General features: G+C 42.0%; 26 protein-coding genes. 2 read left to right on the top strand and 24 right to left on the bottom strand.

Annotated elements, in window-relative coordinates:
- Positions 1 to 54 precede the first annotated feature (54 nt).
- The 3 genes from OCV60_RS01785 to OCV60_RS01775 form a co-directional block, all read right to left on the bottom strand.
- Complete coding sequence (locus OCV60_RS01785; protein WP_173789052.1) at positions 55 to 783, bottom strand: M23 family metallopeptidase; 729 nt, start codon at positions 781 to 783, stop codon at positions 55 to 57.
- Positions 784 to 992: 209 nt separating this feature from the next.
- Positions 993 to 2,105, bottom strand: a complete 1,113-nt coding sequence (locus OCV60_RS01780; protein WP_262529140.1) for a SpoIID/LytB domain-containing protein — start codon at positions 2,103 to 2,105, stop codon at positions 993 to 995.
- A gap of 118 nt (positions 2,106 to 2,223) precedes the next feature.
- Positions 2,224 to 3,285: a glycoside hydrolase family 5 protein gene (locus tag OCV60_RS01775; protein WP_008402360.1), complete on the bottom strand. Its 1,062-nt coding sequence runs from the start codon at positions 3,283 to 3,285 to the stop codon at positions 2,224 to 2,226.
- Between the two features lie 281 nt (positions 3,286 to 3,566).
- On the opposite strand from OCV60_RS01775, the gene OCV60_RS01770 reads away from it, so the two are divergent.
- On the top strand, positions 3,567 to 3,782 hold the full coding sequence (locus tag OCV60_RS01770) for a cold-shock protein (RefSeq protein ID WP_008402359.1): 216 nt from the start codon (positions 3,567 to 3,569) through the stop codon (positions 3,780 to 3,782).
- A gap of 472 nt (positions 3,783 to 4,254) precedes the next feature.
- Here the strand turns inward: OCV60_RS01770 and OCV60_RS01765 are convergent, their stop codons facing one another.
- The 7 genes from OCV60_RS01765 to OCV60_RS01735 all read right to left on the bottom strand — a co-directional run bounded on the left by OCV60_RS01765 (position 4,255) and on the right by OCV60_RS01735 (position 10,223).
- Positions 4,255 to 6,006, bottom strand: coding sequence for a phospho-sugar mutase (locus tag OCV60_RS01765; RefSeq protein ID WP_173789055.1), 1,752 nt, complete (start codon positions 6,004 to 6,006; stop codon positions 4,255 to 4,257).
- 103 nt (positions 6,007 to 6,109) lie between these two features.
- A complete protein-coding gene (locus OCV60_RS01760; protein ID WP_242996065.1) occupies positions 6,110 to 7,096 on the bottom strand; it encodes a protein kinase family protein in 987 nt (328 codons plus the stop codon).
- Between the two features lie 118 nt (positions 7,097 to 7,214).
- Positions 7,215 to 7,532: a type II toxin-antitoxin system RelE/ParE family toxin gene (locus tag OCV60_RS01755; RefSeq protein ID WP_118482996.1), complete on the bottom strand. Its 318-nt coding sequence runs from the start codon at positions 7,530 to 7,532 to the stop codon at positions 7,215 to 7,217.
- Positions 7,533 to 7,534: 2 nt separating this feature from the next.
- Positions 7,535 to 7,813 carry a type II toxin-antitoxin system Phd/YefM family antitoxin gene (locus tag OCV60_RS01750; RefSeq protein ID WP_008399788.1) on the bottom strand — a complete coding sequence of 93 codons (279 nt, stop codon included), beginning with the start codon at positions 7,811 to 7,813 and terminating at the stop codon, positions 7,535 to 7,537.
- Positions 7,814 to 7,844: 31 nt separating this feature from the next.
- A complete protein-coding gene (locus OCV60_RS01745; protein ID WP_262529136.1) occupies positions 7,845 to 8,237 on the bottom strand; it encodes a hypothetical protein in 393 nt (130 codons plus the stop codon).
- 349 nt (positions 8,238 to 8,586) lie between these two features.
- On the bottom strand, positions 8,587 to 9,516 hold the full coding sequence (locus tag OCV60_RS01740) for an acyl-CoA thioester hydrolase/BAAT C-terminal domain-containing protein (RefSeq protein WP_021944226.1): 930 nt from the start codon (positions 9,514 to 9,516) through the stop codon (positions 8,587 to 8,589).
- 86 nt (positions 9,517 to 9,602) lie between these two features.
- Entirely contained in the window at positions 9,603 to 10,223 is a 621-nt protein-coding gene (locus OCV60_RS01735; RefSeq protein ID WP_262529135.1) for a TetR/AcrR family transcriptional regulator, read from the bottom strand.
- Positions 10,224 to 10,548: 325 nt separating this feature from the next.
- Here OCV60_RS01735 and OCV60_RS01730 point away from each other — a divergent pair, with 325 nt between their 5' ends.
- A complete protein-coding gene (locus tag OCV60_RS01730) occupies positions 10,549 to 11,136 on the top strand; it encodes a GNAT family N-acetyltransferase (RefSeq protein ID WP_262529134.1) in 588 nt (195 codons plus the stop codon).
- Here OCV60_RS01730 and OCV60_RS01725 read toward each other — a convergent pair.
- From OCV60_RS01725 to OCV60_RS01660, 14 genes are all read right to left on the bottom strand, one after another.
- Entirely contained in the window at positions 11,123 to 11,677 is a 555-nt protein-coding gene (locus OCV60_RS01725; protein ID WP_262529133.1) for a thiamine phosphate synthase, read from the bottom strand. The genes OCV60_RS01730 and OCV60_RS01725 overlap by 14 nt on opposite strands.
- Positions 11,678 to 11,696: 19 nt before the next feature.
- Positions 11,697 to 12,956 carry a 2-iminoacetate synthase ThiH gene (gene thiH, locus OCV60_RS01720; protein WP_262529132.1) on the bottom strand — a complete coding sequence of 420 codons (1,260 nt, stop codon included), beginning with the start codon at positions 12,954 to 12,956 and terminating at the stop codon, positions 11,697 to 11,699.
- A 13-nt stretch (positions 12,957 to 12,969) separates the two neighbouring features.
- Positions 12,970 to 13,734: a thiazole synthase gene (locus OCV60_RS01715; RefSeq protein WP_262529130.1), complete on the bottom strand. Its 765-nt coding sequence runs from the start codon at positions 13,732 to 13,734 to the stop codon at positions 12,970 to 12,972.
- 11 nt (positions 13,735 to 13,745) lie between these two features.
- Complete coding sequence (gene thiF / locus OCV60_RS01710) at positions 13,746 to 14,399, bottom strand: sulfur carrier protein ThiS adenylyltransferase ThiF (protein WP_117784549.1); 654 nt, start codon at positions 14,397 to 14,399, stop codon at positions 13,746 to 13,748.
- Positions 14,400 to 14,402: 3 nt separating this feature from the next.
- The gene (gene thiS / locus OCV60_RS01705) at positions 14,403 to 14,597 is read right to left on the bottom strand and encodes a sulfur carrier protein ThiS (protein ID WP_118482982.1); all 195 of its coding nucleotides are present in this window, start codon (positions 14,595 to 14,597) and stop codon (positions 14,403 to 14,405) included.
- Between the two features lie 378 nt (positions 14,598 to 14,975).
- On the bottom strand, positions 14,976 to 15,572 hold the full coding sequence (locus OCV60_RS01700; protein ID WP_117822547.1) for a YczE/YyaS/YitT family protein: 597 nt from the start codon (positions 15,570 to 15,572) through the stop codon (positions 14,976 to 14,978).
- Positions 15,573 to 15,846: 274 nt separating this feature from the next.
- Positions 15,847 to 17,214: an MATE family efflux transporter gene (locus OCV60_RS01695; protein WP_262529129.1), complete on the bottom strand. Its 1,368-nt coding sequence runs from the start codon at positions 17,212 to 17,214 to the stop codon at positions 15,847 to 15,849.
- 449 nt (positions 17,215 to 17,663) lie between these two features.
- Entirely contained in the window at positions 17,664 to 18,620 is a 957-nt protein-coding gene (locus OCV60_RS01690; RefSeq protein WP_262529128.1) for a hypothetical protein, read from the bottom strand.
- Positions 18,621 to 18,732: 112 nt separating this feature from the next.
- Positions 18,733 to 19,353, bottom strand: coding sequence for a DUF6796 family protein (locus tag OCV60_RS01685; protein ID WP_262529127.1), 621 nt, complete (start codon positions 19,351 to 19,353; stop codon positions 18,733 to 18,735).
- Positions 19,354 to 19,464: 111 nt separating this feature from the next.
- Complete coding sequence (locus tag OCV60_RS01680; protein WP_118663117.1) at positions 19,465 to 20,265, bottom strand: MBL fold metallo-hydrolase; 801 nt, start codon at positions 20,263 to 20,265, stop codon at positions 19,465 to 19,467.
- Positions 20,266 to 20,271: 6 nt separating this feature from the next.
- Entirely contained in the window at positions 20,272 to 20,919 is a 648-nt protein-coding gene (locus OCV60_RS01675; RefSeq protein ID WP_118663116.1) for an alpha/beta hydrolase, read from the bottom strand.
- Between the two features lie 113 nt (positions 20,920 to 21,032).
- The gene (locus OCV60_RS01670) at positions 21,033 to 22,067 is read right to left on the bottom strand and encodes a M26 family metallopeptidase (protein WP_262529126.1); all 1,035 of its coding nucleotides are present in this window, start codon (positions 22,065 to 22,067) and stop codon (positions 21,033 to 21,035) included.
- Between the two features lie 130 nt (positions 22,068 to 22,197).
- Positions 22,198 to 22,560: a VOC family protein gene (locus OCV60_RS01665; protein WP_021944243.1), complete on the bottom strand. Its 363-nt coding sequence runs from the start codon at positions 22,558 to 22,560 to the stop codon at positions 22,198 to 22,200.
- 182 nt (positions 22,561 to 22,742) lie between these two features.
- On the bottom strand, positions 22,743 to 24,083 hold the full coding sequence (locus OCV60_RS01660; RefSeq protein ID WP_262529125.1) for a CCA tRNA nucleotidyltransferase: 1,341 nt from the start codon (positions 24,081 to 24,083) through the stop codon (positions 22,743 to 22,745).
- Positions 24,084 to 24,434 lie beyond the last annotated feature (351 nt).

Below are 24,434 nucleotides of genomic sequence, written 5' to 3'. Positions count from 1 at the left end.
CTACCCTGCGGCACGACATGCATCTGTTCTTATACTTTATATGGATTGTTCTGATTATTCCCCTTCGATCAATGATACAGGATCGACAGGTTTGCCATCTTTGGTAATTGCGAAATACAGATTTGTTCCTTCTTTTGAATAATAACGGCTTGGTTCTGCTACAGTGCCAATGGTGCAGCCGGCATCTACCACCTGACCAACAGAAACATTGATATCCTTAAGCTGTCCATACATGACTTCATAGCCATTTCCAAGGGATGCCTTTACTACATTTCCAAATTCCGGTGTGCTTGTGATCTCTGTGATCTTGCATTTGTAAGCGGCTGAAACTTTGTCATTTTCTGCTGCTTCCAATACGATTCCGGCATTGCATTTGTACTGGTTTAATGTCTCGTAGAATACTGTGGTGTCCATGCTGAATGGAATGATCACATTTCCGTTTAGTGGCCACATAAGAGCTGTACTGCCGTCATAGTTCAGTTCGATCTGTTCTTCCACCTTGGCAGCATTTGCTCCGGTTTCTACTTCTGAACTTTTCTCTGTTGTTGCTTCTGCCTTGTCCTCTGCTTTGGCGGTACCGCCAAGTGTTTCCTTTACTATTTCTGTTGTTCCGAGATTGCTTCTGTCTGCGGTTTCTTCTACTGCCTCCGAGCTGACAGCATTTTCATCATCTGACTGGGTTTTCACATTATATAGAGCTACAAGTCCTACAAGTGCCACCATTCCGGCGATCAGGGCAATGTAGAAAATATTTCTCTTAATAACATTCAAAAATTTCTTCATGTTTATCACCTCATGGATATTGTTGCCTGAACTTCCGGATTATATACACAGGCAAATATTTTCCATAAGCTTTTTATTTATCTTATGCATTTTGTCATATCCTGCCACCAGCGAAATGAAATGATTTTTGAAATAACCACCTTTCCTTTGCAATTCCATCTGTATTCCTTATTATATTGGTAATTATCCTTATATGTTTTCGCAGATATTTAATATGCCGCCCCATCTGCGATCGAAGTTTCCGGGTAATAATATGTGATGATCTCTCGATATGTACTGCCCTGATCGGCTTTCCATCCGGCTCCGTACATCGACATTCCAAGGGATGAGCCTTTACCGATCGAGATGATCCGATATCCCTCCTCGACCTGATCGATATGAAAATTTGTCGTTCCAAGTGACAGGGTCTGTGCAAATGTCTCTCCCGTCACGACCGTACCGAATACATTTACCTTTCGGACAAATCCTGATTTCGTCGCCTCAAGCACAGTCAGCGCACCCGCATCCACAACCTGTTCCTCACTCTGTGCTGAACCAGTCGTCGCAGATTCGTTTTTTTCAACATCCACGTCGGTCTGCCCCAGATTCTCTGATCCGTCAAACGCTTCTCCCTCTCCATTCATGCCAAATTCTTTCTTTATACGAAGCGCACTGTAAATCTTTGTCGATGAAAAATCCGGCGACTGGATATCCTGACTGCTGTCAACGGATACCAGATATGGAATCGCAGTACCATATAATTCCTCTGCACTAACAGTTACCCCTATGCTGACTGCATGACTGACCGGAATAATAAGTCTGCCATCATAAACGATAACCTGTCCCATCGTATCCTTCACAGCCTGATATACCATTTCCATATTCTGCTTATATTCTTTCCCCCATTTTTGCTTTAATTCATCTTTCTCTATCCGGATCTCTTTCAAGTCTCCTTCATTGATGATCTTGCCTCCGCCATTTGCAGTGTCCGCCTGATCGTTCATTTCATAATAGATCGCAGTCCGGGTCAGAACTGCCATCGTCTTTGCCATCTCCACATTCCATGACGGGTCATATATCCCGGCAAGGACATACAAAATATATTCTTCACAGTCGATCAGCCTGTAATTGCCATTTTGCAGGATACACACATCCCGGCTGCTACTAAGTGCCGCGATCCGGGCATCCGACACATCCCGATAACGCACAAAAAGCCTGGTTCCCACATATGGAATTGCAAATGCTAACAAAACCATGGTGAACCAGGCTAGAATCCTGTTATTTTTCTTCATACCATCACATCCTGTCCTGTCATCATTCCGGAAAAATCCGATTCGCTTCATACGATTTTCCTGTATTATTTATTCTATGATGCACAGGTGCAAAATATGATTGATTCATTATACAAACAGACCATCCGGCTGTTTGCCGATATTACTGTTTATCTCATATACATAATCACTATGCTTTCTTGCCAAGAGCTTTCTTTCTCGCAAGATATTTCTTCTTGATATACTTTCCTGCTGTGGATAAGTCACCTGACTTCCAGCCGGAGGTTTTCTTTGTTGATGGCTTAAGCAAAGATGCCGACTCGTTCTTATTACTGAGGCTCCAACAGAAATAACTGATGTTATATTTGTTAAGCAGCTTCATCCATTTGTCTGCGGATGCCTTGTTAATGGCTCCGTCGCCACTGGCCGGTGATAAACCAAACTCAGATACAATGATCGGAAGCTTCTTCTTTCTTGCATAAGCAACCTTTGCCGGAAGATATTCATTGTGCGCCCACTCACTTGCGTAGAAATGCAGGGAGTACATGATATTCTTATATCCCTTGATTGGGCTGTCTGCAACTTCATTTGACGTTCCATCCGTTCCAAGCTGTGACCAGGTTGGTGTTCCCACGATAATAACTGCTTTCTTGTCGTATTTGCGGATCGTTTTGATAATGTCTGTCGCATAGGATTTGATCTCTTTCCAGCTACAGCCATTTGGCTCATTGCAGATCTCATAAATAACATTTTTATTGTTCTTATATTTCTTTGCCATCGTGGTAAAGAATTTCTTCGCCTGTGACTTGTTCTTATTCGGGTTTCCGTCACTTAAGATATGCCAGTCGATGATCGCATACATACCAAGATCAGTCGCATACCCGACACCTTTATCCACCAGTTTCCGAAGCTTTGCCTGACTGCCGCCACTGCAATAGCCATTGTATTCTTCGGTATACATTGCCAGTCGGATCGCATTCACGCCCCAGTCATCACGAAGCGTCTTGAATGCTTTCTTATTCACATATGGCGATCCGACATCCCAGTTGATTCCATGTGTGCTGATACCGCGAAGCTGGAATTTATTTCCCTTACTGTCGACCAGGTCTGCTCCCTTTACAGACAGTCTTCCATGCTTTGCAACCGGTGTTGTAGCTGCCGCTTCCGCCGTTCCATTTCCACCAAATACACAGATTGTAAACAGCATAACAACTGCCATGATCCATGCAATCAGACGTTTTCCCTTTCTCATACGCTCTCCTCCTGTTTTTGCATTTTTCCTGTATTTATAGTATCCTACTTTTCCTTTTCTGCCAAGAACCCATGGATCATTTTTTACCGGATTTTATCATTATTTTTACCTTGTTTTTCTTGACAAATAGGTGCGCCCATACTATTATGAGAGCGTATTCAAGATTAACTATGTAATCGCTTTTAAGCGGACGTATGGATTAAGGTTTTAATCGTATTTCTCTCATAAATGATGCACGTTTTCATTGGGTACAAGCAAGAAATATATAAGGAGGTACCCACATGAACAACGGTACAGTAAAATGGTTTAACGCAGAAAAAGGTTATGGATTTATCTCAAACAATGATGGAAGCGGAGATGTATTCGTTCATTTCTCAGCTATCCAGGGTGAAGGATATAAGACACTTGTTGAAGGTCAGCAGGTTACATTCGACACAGAGGAAGATCCTAAGGGTGGTTCAAGAACAAGAGCTACTAACGTTGTAATCGTTAAATAATTTCCTACTTTGAATAAAAGAGACTGAGGCTCTATATCAATTTATTCCGCAGAACACTTTCGTTCGAACAGGTCTGCTTCATAAATTATATAGAGCCTCAGTCTTTTATTAAGTTTTTCTTTTATTATTTCTCTAAGATATCGATATCTAACATTTACAGATCAAGGCTATTTTCATTTTGATATTTTAGAGACATTGTGCCCTTCTTTTTTTAACAGAAAACACAGGGATTGCCCCTGTACAGACCATAAGCCCCATTATAATATGACATCAGCGAAGGTTCCGTCGTGAAATGCATATTGCCAGTAAATACGAGCGCTTGTCTGAGCCAACGTTTAGTTGGCGAGTTAGCGCAGGAGTATTTACGAATCAGGCATATGCATTGAACAGAAACCGCAGCGAGTCATTTATAATGGGGCTTATGGTCTGTGCAGGGGCAATCCCTGTGTTTTATATTTAAATTAAACTTTTATTATTTCTCTAAAATATCATAGATCAGATCCATGATCTTGTCGCCTGCTTCTGCGGACATCTTCTGAGCCTCATCATATGAGCTGCCCTTGATTCCATAGTAGAACTTGATCTTTGGCTCTGTACCGGATGGTCTTACTGCAAGCCATGCATCATTCTCTAATTCATAGTAGAGAACATTTGAATTCGGCATACCGGTCTTAACAGTTTCGCCAGTCTCAAGGTTCTTGATCGTCTCCAGACGGTAGTCACGGACAACCTTTGTCTTATATCCGGCGATCTCTGCCGGTGTATTGTCACGAAGTACATTCATGATGTGTCCGATCTTCTTGGAACCTTCTACACCCTTCAGAGTTACAGTCTTGATATCATCTACATAGTAGCCGTATTTCTCATACATATCCATCATAACATCCCATAAAGTCTTACCCTGTCCTTTATAGAATGCAGCAGCTTCGCAAAGTGCCATTGTTGCTACGATGGCATCCTTATCTCTTGCATGTGTTCCGATCAGACAGCCGTAGCTCTCTTCGAAACCAAAGAGGTAAGTTCCCTTTCCTTCCTGCTCGAAACGTAAGATCTCACGTCCAATGTTCTTGAAACCTGTGAAGCACTCGATCAGGTCTGTATCGTAATATTTTGCGATCGCATCAACCATATTTGTTGTAACGATCGTCTTAATGATCGCACCGTCCTCTGGCAGTTTGCCATCGCGTGCTTTCATCTGACTTACTTCATATTCACACAGAAGGCTTCCTGACATGTTACCGGTAAATACCTTATATTCGCCTGTCTTGGAATCCTTTGCATATACACCAAGTCTGTCTGCATCCGGATCAGTTGCAAGAACGAGGTCTGCATCTACTTTCTTTGCAAGATCAAGAGCAAGGGCAAATGCTTCCTTTGCTTCCGGATTTGGGTAATCAACTGTTGGGAAGTTACCATCTGGAAGTTCCTGTTCCGGAACAACATATACATTTTCAAATCCAAGATCAGAAAGAATTCTTCTTGCAGGAATATTTCCGGTACCATGAAGTGGGGTATATACGATCTTCAGATCCTTACCATATTTATCAATAGCATCCTGATGAAGAACCAGCTTCTTCAGTTCGCCCATATATGCATCATCAACTTCTGCACCGATCGTTACCAAAAGTCCTGCTTTGATCGCATCGATCATTTCCATTGTCTTGGTATCTGCAAAATCTGTAATGGCCTTAACCTCTGCCATGATTCCCGTATCATGTGGAGGTGTGATCTGCGCACCGTCTTCCCAGTATACTTTATAACCATTGTATTCCGGTGGATTGTGGCTGGCTGTTACATTAATACCTGCTACACAGTCCAGATAGCGAACTGCAAATGACAGCTCCGGTGTTGGACGTAAAGACTCGAATCTGTATGCCTTGATTCCATTTGCTGCAAGACATAATGCTGCTTCCATGGAAAACTCCGGTGACATTCTTCTGGAATCATATGCAATAGCAACACCCTTATCCTGTTTGCCCTGCTTGATGATATAATTTGCAAGACCCTGTGTTGCTTTACGGACAACGTACTTGTTCATTCTATTTGTTCCGGCACCGATAATACCACGAAGTCCGGCAGTACCAAATACCAGATCACAGTAGAATCTTTCTTCTATCTCTTTTGGATCATCCTTGATTGAAAGAAGTTCATCCTTAGTCTCCTGACCAAATAATGGATTGTTGACCCACTGCTCATATACTTCCATATAATTGCGTTCGCTCATTTTAATATTTCCTCCTGTGCGTTCCTTTAAAACATTACACTTAATATATTTCCTAAATCCCAAAGTTAGATTTTCTCACACATGACATTATACATTCAAATTCCTAACTTGTGAACCCATAATGATTGCAAAAATCACTCAAAAATTTTTGTTTTTCTTGTTCATCTGTTATAAGTTTACTGAGTTTTTCAAGATTTGCAGGGGAAATCCAGCATTTTCTGGAGTTCATATAGCGATTGCTGACCTTCCAGAACTTCTCCGGATAACTATATAATATGTAGATATATCGATAATCTTCTATGGTAAGCGGCAGGATACGATCGTATTCTTCTATGATCTTCACCGCCATATTGAAGTTATAATTATTCTTTTCCATGACCTTCCGTATAAACTGATATAAGTCGATCAACTGATATCCGACATGAAACCGGTCAAAATTCACAGTCGCCAGATACCCACCGCAAAACAACACACTGTGGTAATTATATGCTCCATGGCAATATCCGATATGCCCGGCAATATTTGTCCGGTCGCAGGCATCCATCATCGCCTGACAGTCGATTGCCTGTCTGTAAAATGCGTCATATGCTTCTATATATAAGAGTTCAAAATCATTCTTCGTCGGACGCTTTGAGATAAAGCTCCGGATTTTTTTCATTTCCTGCGTTTTTCGTCTGAAGTTGCCCGGCTCACGGTACGCATACGTTCTCCCCTCTTTTGCATACAGCTCACGCCCCCGGATATGAAATACCGCAAGATTTGCAGCCGCCTGATTCAGATCGCAGATACTTCCGGAATTACATTCCCGTCCCTCAAAATATTCCCGCATCACATATGGATTCCCGTAGCGGTCGCAGGTGATCAGCTCTCCTTCCCGGTTCGGCACGCAGCAGTCAATATGGTGAAATCCTGTCTCATACAGATTTTCCTTAAATTCCCGTTCCTGCTCCAGCCGCTCCTCGCTGCCGTCAAATGGAGATATCTGCCTGATTCCCCGATCCGTTTTCAGGATCATAGATCCCCGGCCTCTGACGGCACCCAGTATTTCCATGTCATATGCTTCGTAGACTTCACTCATTTTCTCAGACAAAAAATCCCCTCCTTGAATTGTCTTCATACTTTGTATGAATCGGAAATCCCGATAAGTAATTGTATGAGGGAACCTTCAAATTCATTCTTAATTTCTGTCCAGAAAATTTGCGCACTTTCTATAATCCACGTATTATATTCAAATAGTCTTGTCTGCCATCCACTACCGCATATACAATAACCGTTTTCTTCTCTTCATTAATTTTATAAAAAAACAGATTCTTTTTTAGTATAAGGACTTTATATCCTTGTCGTTTAAGAACAAGGTATCTTGGATCTGTTCCAATATATGGATCATTTCCAAGTTCAAGAATTTTTTTCTCTATATAATCAAGTTGTTCCAAAGCTACTTCATTGCCAAAATTCTGAGCTATATATAAAATTATTTTTCTGATTCCTGCATCCGCAGTATCAGTTCGTATTACCTCATATTCCATACTTAGCCCTCCTGAAGCATTCTACGCAAATCATCAAATGTTTCAGTTATCGGTGCAACACGATTATTTTTTATATCATCCTCTGCCTCAGCTAATATTTCAAGTAACTCTATACGAGCTTTCATATTTTTATATTCTTCATATGAGAGGGCTACCGTATCACCTCTGCCATTTACTGTAATAATTACCGCTTCTTTATTTTCCTTACATTGTTTTGAAATATCATTATAATGGTTTCTTAAATCAGCCGATGGTCTGATTGATTCCTTTAATGTTAACATAAAAACCACCTCCGTTTATATTATATGCAAATTATATCATAATATGTCTATTTGTCCAATGTGTTTTACTGCCTGCAGGATTTCTTCGTTTCTTCGTTTTCCGAAATCGAACAAACCCATACGAATATACAGCAATGATAAATCCGTAGATCAATAAGAGCGGAATGCTCAATGATCTCTTTCCATTTATTACTTCAACAACATGGGTAACCGGACAGATGATCAGCACTCCCCATAAGACCAGTGATAACGCTTTCGATATCCAGCGAACACCTCCATGCCAGACCGGATCTCCCGGAAATACAACATCGCCTGTAAATTCTGATATGTCCTCCACCAATTCTTCCACAACTGCAAAACGCACGCCTTTTTCTTCTTCCTGATATACATAGTTCAGATAAGCATCCATTTGCGTCTCTGACATATCCAAATTCTCCTCAGCAAAAAGCATCTGGCATAAATGAAGGGAACCATTCAGGTTATTATCTTGCTTACTATCTTGTTCACTTATCTCTTGACGAAATACGATTTCCAGTATAGTGTTATCAGACAAGCATCCCCTGCTTATCGCAAAGATATTTGTCGGCTACGAGGCAGAACTCTGTGAAATGACAAAAACAGGAATGATGCTTTACTCTACCTCATTCCTGTTCTGTGGATTTAATATATTTGGTTCGGGCTTCTTCACTGGTCTTAACAATGGTGTTATCTCAGCTTGTAACCCTTATTATCACTGTGACCTTCCTGGTAAAAAACAAGAGCAAATACGGATATTAATCCGCTGTCCACTCCTTTAACGCTGCGGACAGTCTGCGGTCAATATCTTTTCTGGTTGCCTCACATTCCTTTGGATAATCTTTTGCAGCCTTAAAGACAAATTTCAATACAAATTTGAGTCCAACCGGAAGTGCGATCCGAAGCAAAGTTTCCGGCAATACAAAGTGAGTACCATGTTCATAAACAAGAGCATCGTATTCACATGTATGTGGATGTTCCTTCAAACGCTGATCCATACGGCGGACATATTTGCCAGCCTCCCAGAAGCTGTCATCATCCGCACCGATCAGGAATAAGCGGCCTTTTATATTCTCAACCTTTACCATTTCTTCCTCTGTATGCGGTCTTGCCTTTTCCGAATCTATAAACAAGCAGGTCGACCGTGTGATATCACCGGAGCCTTTTGTTTCTTCCTCAATCTTCTGCCAATACACCGGATGTTCATAGACAAATGGCATATAAGGCAGCGGCTTTCCCTGCCATGAAAGTGTGGATGCATTCGGTATCGGCCATTCCTTACAGCCATCCTTTTCTCCCTGTTCAAATCCCTGCCATACAAAATCACTGGCAGTAAGCCCAATCGTCATCGTAATATCCGGGAAATAAGATGCTGCAACGATCGCATCCATTCCGGCCGTGCTCATCCCCATAATACCGATTTTCCGGTTTCCATGATCCTGTAACCACTTTATTGCGGTCTGAATTCTTTCCAGCGGATTGTTGACATGACTGTAATTTTTTCTGCCCGGAGATACACACATAACATTTACACCCTGTCTGTGAAGCCATTTTGCTCCACATTTCGCCATATAATCATTCGGATCATCCCCAAATAATCCGATCACGGCACAATCCGCCCCTTTGGGATTTTCGTAATACGTTCCATAAAATCCATCTTTTTCGTTTTCAAAAAATTGTTTTTTCATGTTATTCTCCTGTCTCTAACACAAGTTAGTATATTCTAACATCCATGGACAGTATACTCTAAATGACTGCCAGATTCCACACTTTCTTACATTTTCTTATCATATTCATCTGCAATACAATATCGGCAGATCAGATCCGTAAGCTCATCGATGACTTTTTCTTTATCATAGTCATTTTCATAGAAGGTCACCTCATGCACAACGGACTCCAATGCACATTGAAGGATCAGGGATGTGGTCTTTAGATCAGAGATTCTGAGCATTTTTTTATTTGTCTCAAGCAGTGAGAAAAATGTCCGAAATGCACCCGCGCGCGCCCTTGCTTCCAGTTCGTGCAAGTCATCATACTGCAGGGACAAGGCGGATATCTCCTTCTGGAATGCTGTCATGTATTCATGATTATGTAGGATCAGAGCAACGTATTTTCTGACAAATTCTCGCGGAGATGTGAACCCGGACACATCCATGATCGTGATCTCCTGCAAAGATTCATTATAAAGATCCGTGATCAATTCCTCATATAACGACTTCTTATCAACAAAATAACTGTAAAATGTCCCGATCGACACATTTGCTTTCTTTGCGATTTCATTGCTGCTGGTGTTATGAAACCCTTTTGTCGAGAACAGCTCGACCGCCGCTTTCTTCAGTGCTTCTTTTTTCTCAATACTTCTTTTCTGTTTTGGGATACGAATTTCTTCCGGCATGTGTTACTCCTTTATGTAAAAAACAATTCCGTTCATATAGTTTTACTGTTTCCAGTATAAGCATATAAAAAAATAAAGTCAATAAAACATGAGTATATACTCACATTTCTATTGACAGCAAAATCCCGGCGTGATATTCTACAGCCATACATAATATGAGTTATAACTCATATTTTATTAATATAATATTATGTGTTTGCAGAGATATTATTTTTTAGAATACATTAAACGAACGATATGTGAAGTAAAAAACAGCAAACTTTCAGATTATGGAAAATCATGCTGACTTTTCAAACATATTGAAAGGAAATTTTGGAGGTAAAACATGATAAAGATTGAGAACTGGTCAACAGAAGATATAGAAAAATACAGCAGACTGATCGGGGAAGCATTTGCCGCATCTCCCGGAATCGCAGAAACGATTCCACATGATGACCTCGTCAAATCTTTCGAGATCATTACTGAATTCTATTACCGGATGGGTACGTTATATACAACCTCCGAAAAATATGAAGGCTTCCTCGCATACTGGGATAAGAATACCAGACAGCCCCTCGGACCTGCTCTGCATATGATCCGGAGAATGCTGCGCGAGATACCATTTAAATCATTATTAAATATCGCAACCGGATCAAACGAGCAATATAAGAAATTATACCGCAAAGAAAAAGATTATATCGCCGTCTCGATGGTAGTCGTCTTACAGGCTTACCAGGGACAGGGCTTCATGAAGAAGGTTCTGGAGCCGCCATTTGCAGAAGCCGCCAAACGTGGCTGCCCCTGCATTCTTGACACCGACAACATCCAAAAGGTTGTCAAATACGAACATTGCGGCATGACGAAAACTGCCGAGAAGAAGATAGCACATGATATCACGCTGTATACCATGGCATATCTCCCTACATCCGCATAAATCCGGACATCATACAACCGCCTGCCGCACCGGCTTCCATCACCTGCGGCAGGCGTTCTTCATTGATACCACCGATCGCATATACCGGGACCGGACAATTCGCACAGATCTCACGAACGAATTCCAGTCCTCTGCCCTTCAGCCCTTTCTTACATTCTGTCTCAAATATCGTTCCAAGCACGATCTGTGTCGCTCCGCTCTTAACTGCAAGCTCGACATCCTCCATGCTGTGACAGGACACACTGATCTCTTTAAAATTCGTTGTCAGTGCATCACGCCAGACATCTGACAAATCCTGCAACACAGGAATCGACAAATGAATATTCTCACAGCCAAGCCGTGCTGCAATCTCCATTCTGGAATGCAGAAAGACAGGTACGCCTGCCGTTCTGTATATTTCTAAAACCTTCGCTGCAAGCTTCTCATATTCTATATCCGGCAAGTCTTTTTCCCGCAGGATCAATGCATGCGGATGCACCTGAGCGACCTTTTGAAGCTGTTCCAGAAAATCTCCGTTTACCAGCGCGCGATTGGTGATCACAATCGCGTGCTCATAACATTTACACATAGATATAATCGTTTAAGACCGGCTGCAAGCCGCCCTTCTCCATATCCTGATACATGGATGTAAAGGAACGATCATCGTTGATCTCGAACTGCTCATCTCCTACATCCGCATCTTCCTTACCTTCGTATTTCTCCTCATGATCACCGATTCCGGTCGATACTCCGGCAGAAACCTTTGTTGCACAGATCTTTGCGATTCCGTTTCGGAATGTTGCGCTTTCACGGCTCGATACCGTGATTCCGACAAACGGCAGGAACATCCGATATGCACAGAGCACCTGACAGAGCTCCTTCTCACCTACATCCCTTGGATTGATCTTCTCATTATTCACGATCGGACGCAGGCGCGGACAACTCAATGATAATTCTGCATGTGGATATTTGCGGTTGATATAATAGACATGAAGTGCCGTTGCCAGTGCATCCTTTCTGAAATCATCCAGTCCCAGAAGTGCTGAAAATCCGGCTCCACGCATGCCGCCCATCAGCGCACGCTCCTGCGCATCAAAACGATATGGCCAGACGCGCTTGTGTCCCATCAGATGTAAGGTCTCGTATTTGTCCGTGTTGTATGTCTCCTGAAAAACAGTCACATAATCAACACCACATTCATGCAGATATTTGTATTCATCCACATTTACCGGGTAGATCTCGATTCCAATATTCTTAAAATATTTTCTTGCAATCTTCACCGCTTCCCCGATATATGTAACATCCGAATATACCCGGCTCTCGCCTGTCAGGATCAGAATTTCTTCCATGCCGGTATGCGCAATAACCTGCATCTCATGCTCGATCTCCTCCATCGTCAACTTCTTCCGGCGGATGTTGTTATAACAGTTGAAGCCACAGTAAATACAGTAGTTCTGGCAATAGTTTGCAATATAAAGCGGTGTGAAGATATAGACCGTATTTCCAAAATGATTCTTCGTGATCTCCTCTGCTTTCCTTGCCATCTGTTCCAGATATGGTGCTGCTACCGGTGACAGCAATGCCTTAAAGTCCTCGATCGTACAGCTCTCATGTGACAGCGCACGTTCTACATCTGCCGCAGTATAGGAATCATAGTCATATGCATCCATAGCCGCAAGTACTTTGTCCTTGATATCCGAATCGATCACCTGCATGCCTTCCATATATTCCATATGATTTGTCCGGAACGATGCATCCTGTTCCAAACGATGCTTGCGCGCTAGCGCTTCCTGTGGAAGCTTGTCACTGTCAACAAAATATACTTGATTTTCTTCGTTCATTTCCGACTGCCTCCTAACGCAAGAAACCTGTCAAAGGATCGGAAGCACTTCCGCCTCTTGCAAGGACACGACCCATTCCGGTCAGGTATGCTTTTCTTCCTGCTTCGATCGCAAGTTTAAATGCTGCTGCCATCTCCGGTACATCACCTGCTGTTGCAATGGCTGTATTTGCCATGATCGCAGCCGCACCCATTTCCATCGCTTCACATGCCTGAGATGGTTTTCCGATGCCGGCATCCACGATGATCGGCAGGTCGATCTCATCGATCAATACCTGGATCATAGTCTTTGTTGCAAGCCCCTTATTACTTCCAATCGGTGCTGCAAGCGGCATAACAGCAGCCGCACCTGCATTCTGAAGATCCCTTGCTACATTTAAATCCGGATTCATATATGGCAGTACCACGAAGCCTTCCTTTGCAAGGATCTCGGTTGCTTTCACAGTCTCATAATTATCCGGGAAGAGGTATTTTGCATCACGCATGATCTCTACCTTTACAAAATTGCCGCAGCCCATTGCCCGGCTAAGTCTTGCGATGCGGACAGCCTCTTCGGCATTTCTTGCACCGGAAGTATTCGGAAGCAGGGTAACTCCTTCCGGAATATAGTCCAGAATATTCTCACTTTCCTGTGTATTTGCACGTCGTAATGCAAGGGTGATGATCTCTGCCCCTCCCTGTTCGACTGCTGCCTTGATCAGATTCAGGTTGTATTTGCCTGATCCTAAAATGAAACGGCTCTTGAATTCCTTGCCGTCTAAGATGAATTTATCTTCCATGTTGTCTCCTTTTAATTTTCCATAATCAGCTGTAATACTTTGTTTGCTTCATGAGCTGCGCAGGCAGCTACCCGCGGAGCGATGAGTCCTATACCGTCGCCGACATCAGTGCTCTGATCTCCGCACACATACAGGCGGCGCATCATCTGGCGCGTTTTTATCGCATTCGTATCTGCATACCCTGCCATGCCATTTCCTGATACAACAGTTGCATCCGGACACTGCATCAGTAGTTCACGCACCAGCATTGCCTTCTGATCCGGTTTGTCAAATGCTTCACACACGATCGGATATCCACCGAATAATTCCTTTACATTGTCCGGGGTTACTTTCGTCTGCACTGTCTCATACGTCAGATATGGATTGATCTGATACAGGGTTTCGAGCAGGGCTTCCGTCTTCGGCTTCCCGAGCTGGGATATAAAGTACATCTGACGATTGAGATTCGTCACATCCACCACATCGAAATCCACCAGAAGCAAATGTCCGACGCCACTTCTCGCAAGCATGACTGCAATATTTGACCCCAGTCCACCGATACCTGCAACAGCCACCTTCGCCGCACGTAACTTTACCTGCATCTCTTTCGGAAATCTTGCATCAAATGCACGATCCAGTTCTTCCTGTGAGATCAGCTCCTGCATTTTCTTCTGCATCTCTGTCATGTCTCAACCTCCGCCAACAAATCGTAATACTTCGATCACATCTTCATCCTGAATGATCGTATTGCCAAGTTCATCTTTTGGAATAATGTCGAGATTCCGTTCTACAACGACACGTTCCGGCTCAAATCCGGCTTCCTTCAAATATTCCAGAAGATTCTTACCGGCAATCTCTTTTTCTTCACCATTGATTTTTACCATGTATGTTCTCCTATCTTTCATAATTACACATTTTCTGCACTACAGGACATATGCCCTGTAACACAAAAAGGCACCGGATCATACAACCATAACGTATGATCCGGCGCCTGTTATCTTCCTTGTGAAAAGTGGTGCCCCCAGTTCACAAATATTCATATGAAATCATTTTACCTTATGCAGGGTGTTTGTGCAAGGACTTATTCATTTCACTATTGCAAACCGGAGTTTATTAAAGACGATTACCACTCATCTACTTCTATAAGTTTTTCCTGCAATGTCTCCTCAAGATCTGTAAAACCTGCAATACTTTCCAGGCAAGTTCAAAAGTCAGATTAACCTGAACGGTAACACCCATTCGATATATAGCATTGCTGTCTGCTAGATCAAAATCTGCTTTGCCTTGCCATTTGTAAATTGTATAACCGGTCCTGAAATTATAACTGTGATGATCGTACATGCTCCAAACTTTCCTCCCAAAAGCACGCCTGTCACGACCATTAAAATATCTAATATCATACGAACGATCTTAACCTGCCAGTTATTTTTCTCTGCCAATGCAAAGGTTACTGCTTCATAAGAACCTCTGCCAAGAGATGCAGATGCATACAAACCTGTTCCAACTGCAAATAAGATCACCCCTGCCAGCATAATGAAGAAATTTATCCACATATATTTGCTGTATATATGGCATTTTGCAAACAAATCCACACACCCACTGTACACAACCTGATACAAAAATGTTCCTATATGAATCTGCGACCTGTCATAAATAGCCGCAAATAAGATCATCACAACAGCTACAACAAACGAAGCCATTCCGATACTTATATGAAATGTTTCTGAAATACCCTGCCACAAAACTGCAAGTGTTGCACCTCCAAATCCCGCATACAAGGCAAGTGTGATTCCATAAGCTGCAATAACAGAACCTACTATAATTATCACTATTTTTTTCAACCAATTCTTTGATGACATCATGTTCTTCCTCCATCTTCTGTAATTACATAAATAAAAAAGACTATAGAGCATACTGTTATGTTCAGAAACAGCAAAATCTATAGTCTTCTTTAACGCCGAGACAATCATTTATATTGTTCTATATATACTGCATTGTATTGTTTTTGTCAATCTTACAAAGCTGAAGGATTAGACTTTTCATTCACCTGTCCTGAATTCCGCTCATCCATATTGCACAGACACGGAACAAATTCAAAACAGTTTTCCCTCTTACCGATACCACATTCATAGTTTAACCTAATTTTTCTACCTTGTTTCTCTGTATTCTCTTCAAAAATACATATCCCACTAAGCATGAGACAAATTCCGTAATTGGGAACGCCCACCAGATCAACGAAACACCCATCTGACCATTTCTTACAAAGAAAGAAAAAATAGCTGCCAATGGCAATATGATCACAAGCTGTCTGAGAAGTGATATGACAAGCGACTCAAGACCGCCATTCAATGCCTGATAGATTCCCTGATATGCCACATTGATTCCGGCAAATATAAAACTGATCGAGATAATTCTCATTGCACCGATAAAATACGCTCTTGACTGACCTGCATTGAACAGCGAAGCAAAGGCATTTGGAAAAATCTCTGTGATGAGAACGCCCAGGATCATCAATGCTATGGTATAAATAAGACCATAGCGGATTCCATCTTTGATCCTTTTTTTGCTTCCCATACCATATGCAAAAGCTATGATCGGCGTGATCGCATCTCTCAGGCCAAATGCAAGAAACAATACAAACTGCTGCACCTTATAAAACAATCCATATGCCGTCTGGGCGGAAGGATTGAACTTTAAAATAAGATTCATCGCATAAACCATAATTGACATAAGTGCCTGTGCAATGATAGCAGGAAGACCAATGGAATATATCTCTTTCATAGTTCTGGCACTTGGCTTCATATGTTTTATTCCATGTTCAAATTCCTTATTTAACTTCAGATGAAATACCAGAAGCAAACCGGCAGATACGATCTGTCCTATGACGGTAGCATATGCGGCTCCCGCTACTCCCATTTCCGGAACAGGTCCGATACCATAGATCATGATCGGGTCAAGAATAATATTTATAACAGCTCCCGTAACCTGACCAATCGTTGAATAAAGGGAACGTCCTGTTGCCTGTAATAATTTTTCAAATAATGAAAAGAAGATAATGCCAAAGGACAACACACAGCAGATCCGCAAGTATGTTGTTCCCATCGAGATAACTTCCGGATCAACGGTCTGTGATGAGATGTAGGCTTTCACTCCAAAGATACCAAATAACAGACATACCACATAAATAATTCCACCAAGAAATAAGCTGTTGCCTGCAACTCTTGCTGCTTTTTTCACATCTCTCTGTCCAAGTGTCATGGCAAGAAGTGCATTTGTTCCTACACCTGTTCCAATTCCTACAGCCACCATAAGCATCTGAACCGGAAATACCAGTGTGAGTGCATTTAATGCCGCTTCACTCCCCACCTTCATATTTCCTACAAATGCACTGTCCACGATATTATAGACCGCCTGTAATGCCATCGATAAGATCATCGGTATTCCCATCTGAACCATCAGCTTATTTACCGGCATCTCCCTCATCTTATTACTTTCCGCCATCTTAATTTAATCCTCCTTTTTCACACAAAAAAAGTGTGCACTTATCTTATAAGTTGGACTTACGCTGATAAGCTACACACTTTCTAATAGCAATATATAATTAAAAAACGAGCAGCAAAACTGGATTTACGCATGTTTGCTACTCGTTCAAGACGTTATTATATTTCTCATTTTCGAAAAAGTCAAACGAAAAATTGGGATAGCTTTAATCCGACAAACTCTGCCCGACTTTCTTGGTTTGCTGTGTGGCTGCTCCTTTGATACATAACTTCCAGCCAGATGAGTGCGGTTAAAATATGCCATATGAAACCAACTCCTTATCTGCTCTTATCCCGGACAAATAATGATCCGGCGTTTTTTGTTACACTCATAGCATACATTGAAATATCGCGCGAAAAAAGTACGCACTTTTTTATTACATAGTCACCTTTTTGTAACCATTTGTTCCGTTAAAAAAGATCCAGCATATTATCCAGATAGACAGCCTCCCGGACGTGCAGTTGATATTCCGGTTTTGTCATATAATAAAGCAGAAATTCCAAGATCAATGCACTGCCAAGGCTTCGCCCTTCGATCTTAAAATGAGAAAATCCCCTCGGCAGATACGTTCCTTTTATATCATTGATTCCGATAAATCCCGGATTTGTCATTGCCTTTGAAAAACGGTAACCGCCCATGACATCTGAAGCCGTACACTCATGCTCCGGGCAATCCTCTCCAAGATTCTTGCGACTGACCGTTTCATAACATTTGCGTCTGTCCTTACACCCAAAGGAACAACATTCATTACACAGGAATTCCACTTTATCCCTCTGCGACTGTGTCAGTGTTTCCCATTTGTCCCATGCCTTATTCAATCGGAAATCCGGCACAACATAACGGAAATCTTCCCGATCTGTCTCCTTTACCAACTCCTCAAAATCTGTCAGAACCTTTGTAGTCGATGATACAAAATAAAAACCCGGATACTGCTTTTTTAGGTAATCCAACAACAGCTCCGAGTGGACGATCACCCCATTTTCTGCCTTTCCGTTTTTCTCAAATAATCTGCAAAGCTCGTTACATCTCTTATCTGCCAGATGCTCCTCGCAAAGCAGCGAGTTACTGAAGGTCAGCCGGGCTGAGATTCCATACTCGTCCATCAATTCCCGGACATCCTCCGGATCACAATCACCATATCCAACACGTCCGCCACCCCACAGGCAGTCCGCCGGAGCACCATAGATCGAACCGATCTCGCACCAGTCATAGAAATATTCTCTGTGCTCACGGAACAATGGCAGGAAGATACGATACAGCTCATAGAATTCGAACAGTCCCGGCAAATGATAATATGCTGTTTTATCTGTATGAATACATGCGTTTTTCGGTGCTTTACTAAATGTAATTGTAAATGGCTTCTGCATATATTACCTCATTTTATACTTTTTTATACATTTTCCTTTATTTTATACTTTTTTACAAGATAATTTCTATAAAGTAAGAACACCGATAGTTCCCGGCTCTCGAACGTGATCATTATATAAGAAAAATCAACCCGGCAAACATGATCACCCCGATTACATTTGCTTTTGCCGGAAGTTTTGTTGGCAGAATCACGATTGCAAGCGGCAGCAGATTAAAAATACATGCCCACGCCGGAAGTGAAGTTTTTCCTGTCACAACAGCAATAAAAAATGCTGCCGCAAATACCAACATTCCCAGATATCCCAGATACATCGTATAACAGGTTGTCTTAAAGAAATCCCATACCGCATGCAAGGCTTCTTCTGTCAGGTTTAATTTTACAAAAAACCATTCAACCAGACAGCAGAACAGATGATGCAATGCAAGATTGATAAACATGACAAGTGTTGCTATCAGCATGATCAGATAATATGTTTCTGAATACTGCCGCATCCAGTCACAAAGAGCTATGTATCCGAATATCTCAAGCGTCATTGCACACACGCCCAACAACATCGCAACCGACAGATTCTTCAGTGGCATTCCATGAAAGGCTACCTTGGATTTTTCATAATCCTTAAAATTTGTCAGATCGACTTTTCCATTTGGAGCATATGTCAGAAATCCATCTGAAATCCCACACAATATATGCCCGATCAATGCCATCACCATAAATATTTTCCACTGTAACATAATATCTATTCTCCTTTATAAAAAAATATGCCAATGCAGTTAGCCTCTGCTAACTATATTAGCATATTCTTCATCAACCATGCAAATGCTTTCGCCGTCCGGAGCACCATATTAAATTATAAACGTTTCCAGATCATCCGGGATCAGAAGATTCCCACTGAAATATTTTCTTCCTTCTTCATAATACAATTCTTTTCGATGTGAAAGATTCCGATCCTCTGTATGATACAGCAGCAGATTTTTCACATGCAATTCTTCTGCAAACTCACAGGCATTTTTCACTGTTGAATGATGCTTCTCGTATGGATGGAATATATCCGCCTGACCATCCAGACAAAATGCTTCGTGCAACAACCATGTACTGTTCTCTGCATACTTCTTTTCACATGGATTGTATGGTTCATCTCCGCAGCAGGTTAATCTCTCTCCATCTCCCAGTTCCATGCAGAAACCGAACTGTTTCGCTTTTGTGGATTGGATATCAAAAAATGTAACCCGTTTATTCAAAATTTCAACAGACTCTCCATTTTTAACTGCTATCAGATGCAGCCGTTTACCGATAAAATCTGTCTCTTTCTTTGGCAGAAGTTTTCTGGCCAGATCAAGCAGCAGATCAATGACTTCATCATGTGCATATATCACAGCTTCGCCTTCATATTCGCCCTGCTTCATATGCTGGCATATCATACGGATCATCCATATGATACCCGTAATGTGATCGATATGTTTATGTGTCACAAAGATAGTTCTAACCTCTTTCCAGTCAATTCCGGCATGCTTTAACTGATGCAGAATGGCACTTCCACCGCCACCATCCACCATAAAATATTCCTCATTTTCCTGCAACACAAAACAGGTGTTATAACATTCCGTAACAAGTGCATTTCCTGTTCCAAGCATCGTAATATTCATAAAGTATCACCTTCTTCTGATCGTTCCTTTTGTTCTTTCCATCACCCATGCAAATGCCTTCGCCGTCCGGATTCCCGGTTCTTTAAAATGATTTCCCGAATTCCATTCCAGCATACTGTCAATCTCCTGCTCCTGCAGCCATCCATACAATTCCCGGATACAATCGCCTACCGCAGCCATAACCTGATTCTTCGTTCTTTCTTCCCGATCACCAAGACTCAGATAAACAGCAGGGCTTGCAATCCCATATTCTTTCACATACGAAAGAAATCCCGGAAACCAAACCGACGGGGATGCTGCCGCTATCCCGGCAAACCTGTCCGTCTGGCAGGATGCCCAAAGTGCAAACAGCCCCGCAAGGGAATATCCACCAAGATAATAAGTCTTACTTTCATCCTTACACAATTCCAATATCTGTGCCAGTAACGTCGACGCACCCTCGCCAAAATCTTCATTTCCAAATACAGCAGGTGCTCTCCACGGAGACAGATCCTGATTCCAGCTATCTACTTTAACTGCGACCATCTGAAATTCCAGAGAAGTCCTCTTCTTTATCTCTGAAACCTCATTTTCTATATCATGCACATCATGATCTCCCACTGGCTGAATCAATACAATATTTGCTTCCGGATCACCATATTTATATACAACCATTTTTGCTCTCCAAATTTAAGTATATTATTATAATATCTGAAACACCACCACTCCGCAAACACATAATATACTTCCCTTTCTCCTGAAATACCGGACAAAATAACGCTATCTGATCAAGGCACTTCGATTATATTGCTGACTCTGATATACGTTCCATTTATATATGCCTCAAGCCAGATCGATGTATCCGGATATGTATATTCTGCCGGCAGCTGCAATTCACCTCCTGCTGCTCTATCCAAAAGAAGCGAACCATCCCGCTCAATATGCCAGCCCAGATTATCATATCCTTCGACTTCATCTCTTGTGATCACGCCATTTTCATAAGTCAGTGTAAATGCTTCAACAACCGGTGTTTCTGCAATTAACTGATATCTGTGCGAAAAATACCGGATACTTCCAAATCTTCCGTTTTTCTTTTTATACACAACCGTTGCATCGCAGTCTCTGAAATTAATACCGGCTTCCCTGCCAACGATCGAGCCGGTTTCAGGGCCGGGTGTTCCAACCATACCTGATACATTTACATTTATCCAGTCTTCAGAACCATAAATTTCTCCGCCTGCAATTCCTACATACGTTCCTCCAGACACATATGCCTTTTCAAAAGTGATATTCTTCATCTGCAAGGAATAAGAATATCCTACAAATCCGCAATGTCCACCGTATTTTGTATCTATATGCATATTTTTTATTATATGATTTTGTCCATCTATAAGCCCCACAAATGTAGTGTGCTCAAGATATCTATCTGGTCTGTACCATCCGCCCATCGGAACCCATTCCAGACCGTCAAGATCTATATCCGCCTCAAGGTAGAGTTCCACGGAATCATTATACCCTTTGACTGCATTGACATAATACACAACTCCAGCCAGTTGTTCCTTTGTTTCTACATGAAACACGGGAGCATTTTCTAATGCCCAGTCCGTGTCCGCAATCTCCATGATCGAGCCGGTATCCCCATAATTTTCCCAGTCTGTTTTTGTCGGATCATAGTCCTCATTAACACTGTCCTCTGAGTCTGCATATGAATATTCTTCATAAGTACTGTCTTCCAGATCTGCATCTGTATAATTCTCATATATTGATCTTGGAATAAATATGCCGAAAAGCACTCCGAATATAATTATAAATATTTTCCACATAGTAATTTCCCCTTCCCAATTATATAAACCCTATCTTTTTGTTACTGCCGTATCAAGGACATATTTTTCTTTTATCTGCTTTAACATCTCCATATGCGGCATCTGCAAATGCTTCCTTGTCTGTTTCCGGTTACGTCAGCGTCCCAACCTCGATCAGATTTCCATCCAGATCATAGAAACGAACCACCTTCTGTCCCCAACTGTGAACCATAAGTGGATTTACATATTCAATCGATGGATATAACCGCTCCAGCTTTTCAACAAAAGCTTCGATATCCCGCTCCTCAAAATATAGCTCGGCGGAATTATTGTGGGATATCACATCTCTTTTTAGAAAATCTTTCCATATCCTCTCATCCTGCAATACAAGTCCTTCCGTCAGGATCAGATTTCCGTCATTATCTAATATTGGTTCGAGTCCAAACAGATCATGGTAAAATTGCTTTGACCGTTCAATATCTTTCACAACAATTAACACATTCCTCAGTCTCATTCCACACCTCCATATTTTTATCTGTTTTAAATGATTTCCGGTCTTTCACATAAAAAGTCACATTTACCTTCGGACTCAAACAGGCACTTGTATTTACCGGCACTATGCATCTCATTACGAAATCTTTGGTAATGTCAATATATAATTAACTGGATGCAGTTATAACTCCACCTTTATTTTTTCTATTTTCTAATATATGACTCTGCCATAGACAGCAGCGTTTCTCTGTTGTTCAACTCAGGACTGCCAAGCACCTGATTCAGAAGCTCCTGCAGGATATCGCCGATCTCTTTTCCCGGCTTTACGCCAAGTGCGATCAAATCCTTTCCATTGATGGCAAGCTGTTTAATCGTCAGACAATCTTTCGCATCCGTGATCTCCTGATACAATTTCTCCAGATGCTCGATGCTGCCTCTCCGTTCTTCTAACTTATAATCACTCTGCGCCGCCATATCCGCCCGGCGGATCTTGATATAATAAGGGAAGAAATCTGCTCCCATCCTGCTGAGTGCTTTTCGGAAGGTTGTCTTTTTCAACATCTCCCCTAAACCATAATCATGCCACAGTACCATCTTGCATACCAGATCTGTCGTTTCATTGTCAAACCGCAGTCTGCGAAGCACCTTACGGGCAATCTCTGCCCCCTTCTCATTATGTCCATAGAAATGGTCGATACCATTTTCATCCATGGTATGACATTCCGGCTTTCCCACATCATGAAGCAGCGCAGCCCATCTGCATACTGTAGTTGGCTCGATAACCTTAACTGCTTCCATTGAATGAACGCCTACATTGTATTTATGGTATGGATTATTCTGCGGCTGTTCCATCATTCGGTCAAATTCCGGCAGGATATATGCTGTTATGCCTGTCACATATGCTTCCATCAATTTCTCCGGATGCGCAGAAGTCAGCAATTTGTCAAGCTCCACGCGGATACGTTCGGCACTGATATCCTGTAAGAACTGTGCCCGCAGGATCATCGCCTTTCTGGTATCCCTCTCGATCGTGAAATCAAGCTGGCCTGCAAACCGGATCGCCCGAAGGATTCTCAGAGCATCTTCATCAAATCGTGCCAGCGGATCACCGACCGCCTTGATGACCTTATTGTCCAGATCATCCATTCCACCAAACAGATCGATCACACCTGCTGAAGGACTGTATGCCATAGCGTTGATCGTAAAATCCCTACGCTTCAAGTCTTCTTCTAAATTCGCAGTAAATTCCACAGAATCCGGTCTTCTGTGATCGGAATATTCTCCATCCACCCGGTAGGTGGTTACTTCATATGCCTCTTTACCAAACATAACCGTAACCGTCCCATGCTTAATTCCGGTATCGATCGTCCGTCTGAATAACGCCTTTACCTGTTCCGGTCTTGCTGCTGTCGTAATATCCCAGTCTCCCGGTTCTCTGCCAAGAATACTGTCTCTTACGCATCCACCAACAATATAGGCTTCATACCCGGCAGCTTCCAGTGTCTCTATTACCTTTTTCGCATTCTCCGGCATCCTGATCTCCATATCACAACCTCCTCCTTGGGTATTTCTATGCCTTTCTGTACACAATACCATTACTTTATTTTTTTAATAGGGTATCTCTCATCTTCTCTTCTATTATACCCTATGATCTATCCTTCACTTGGGTATCACTTCTGTTTTCTAGCTGTCATACCCACGCGCCTACCCTTCGGCGGAGTATTAACAAGATTTTTCATCCAATATACCCTTAAGTGCCACCATCTATGCCATATTTCATGATTGCGCCACCATCTATGCCATATATTTCATGATATCAATTGAAAACAGCATATTCCATTCCAAATATATATTACATTAAAATAGGTGATAACAATCTATTAATATGTTTGTTAT

It is taken from the genome of Coprococcus ammoniilyticus, assembly GCF_025567345.1.
In the GTDB taxonomy this organism is placed as follows: domain Bacteria; phylum Bacillota; class Clostridia; order Lachnospirales; family Lachnospiraceae; genus Coprococcus; species Coprococcus ammoniilyticus.
The sequence above is the reverse complement of the archived record's forward strand: the minus strand, read 5'-3'. Positions and strand labels throughout refer to the sequence as shown.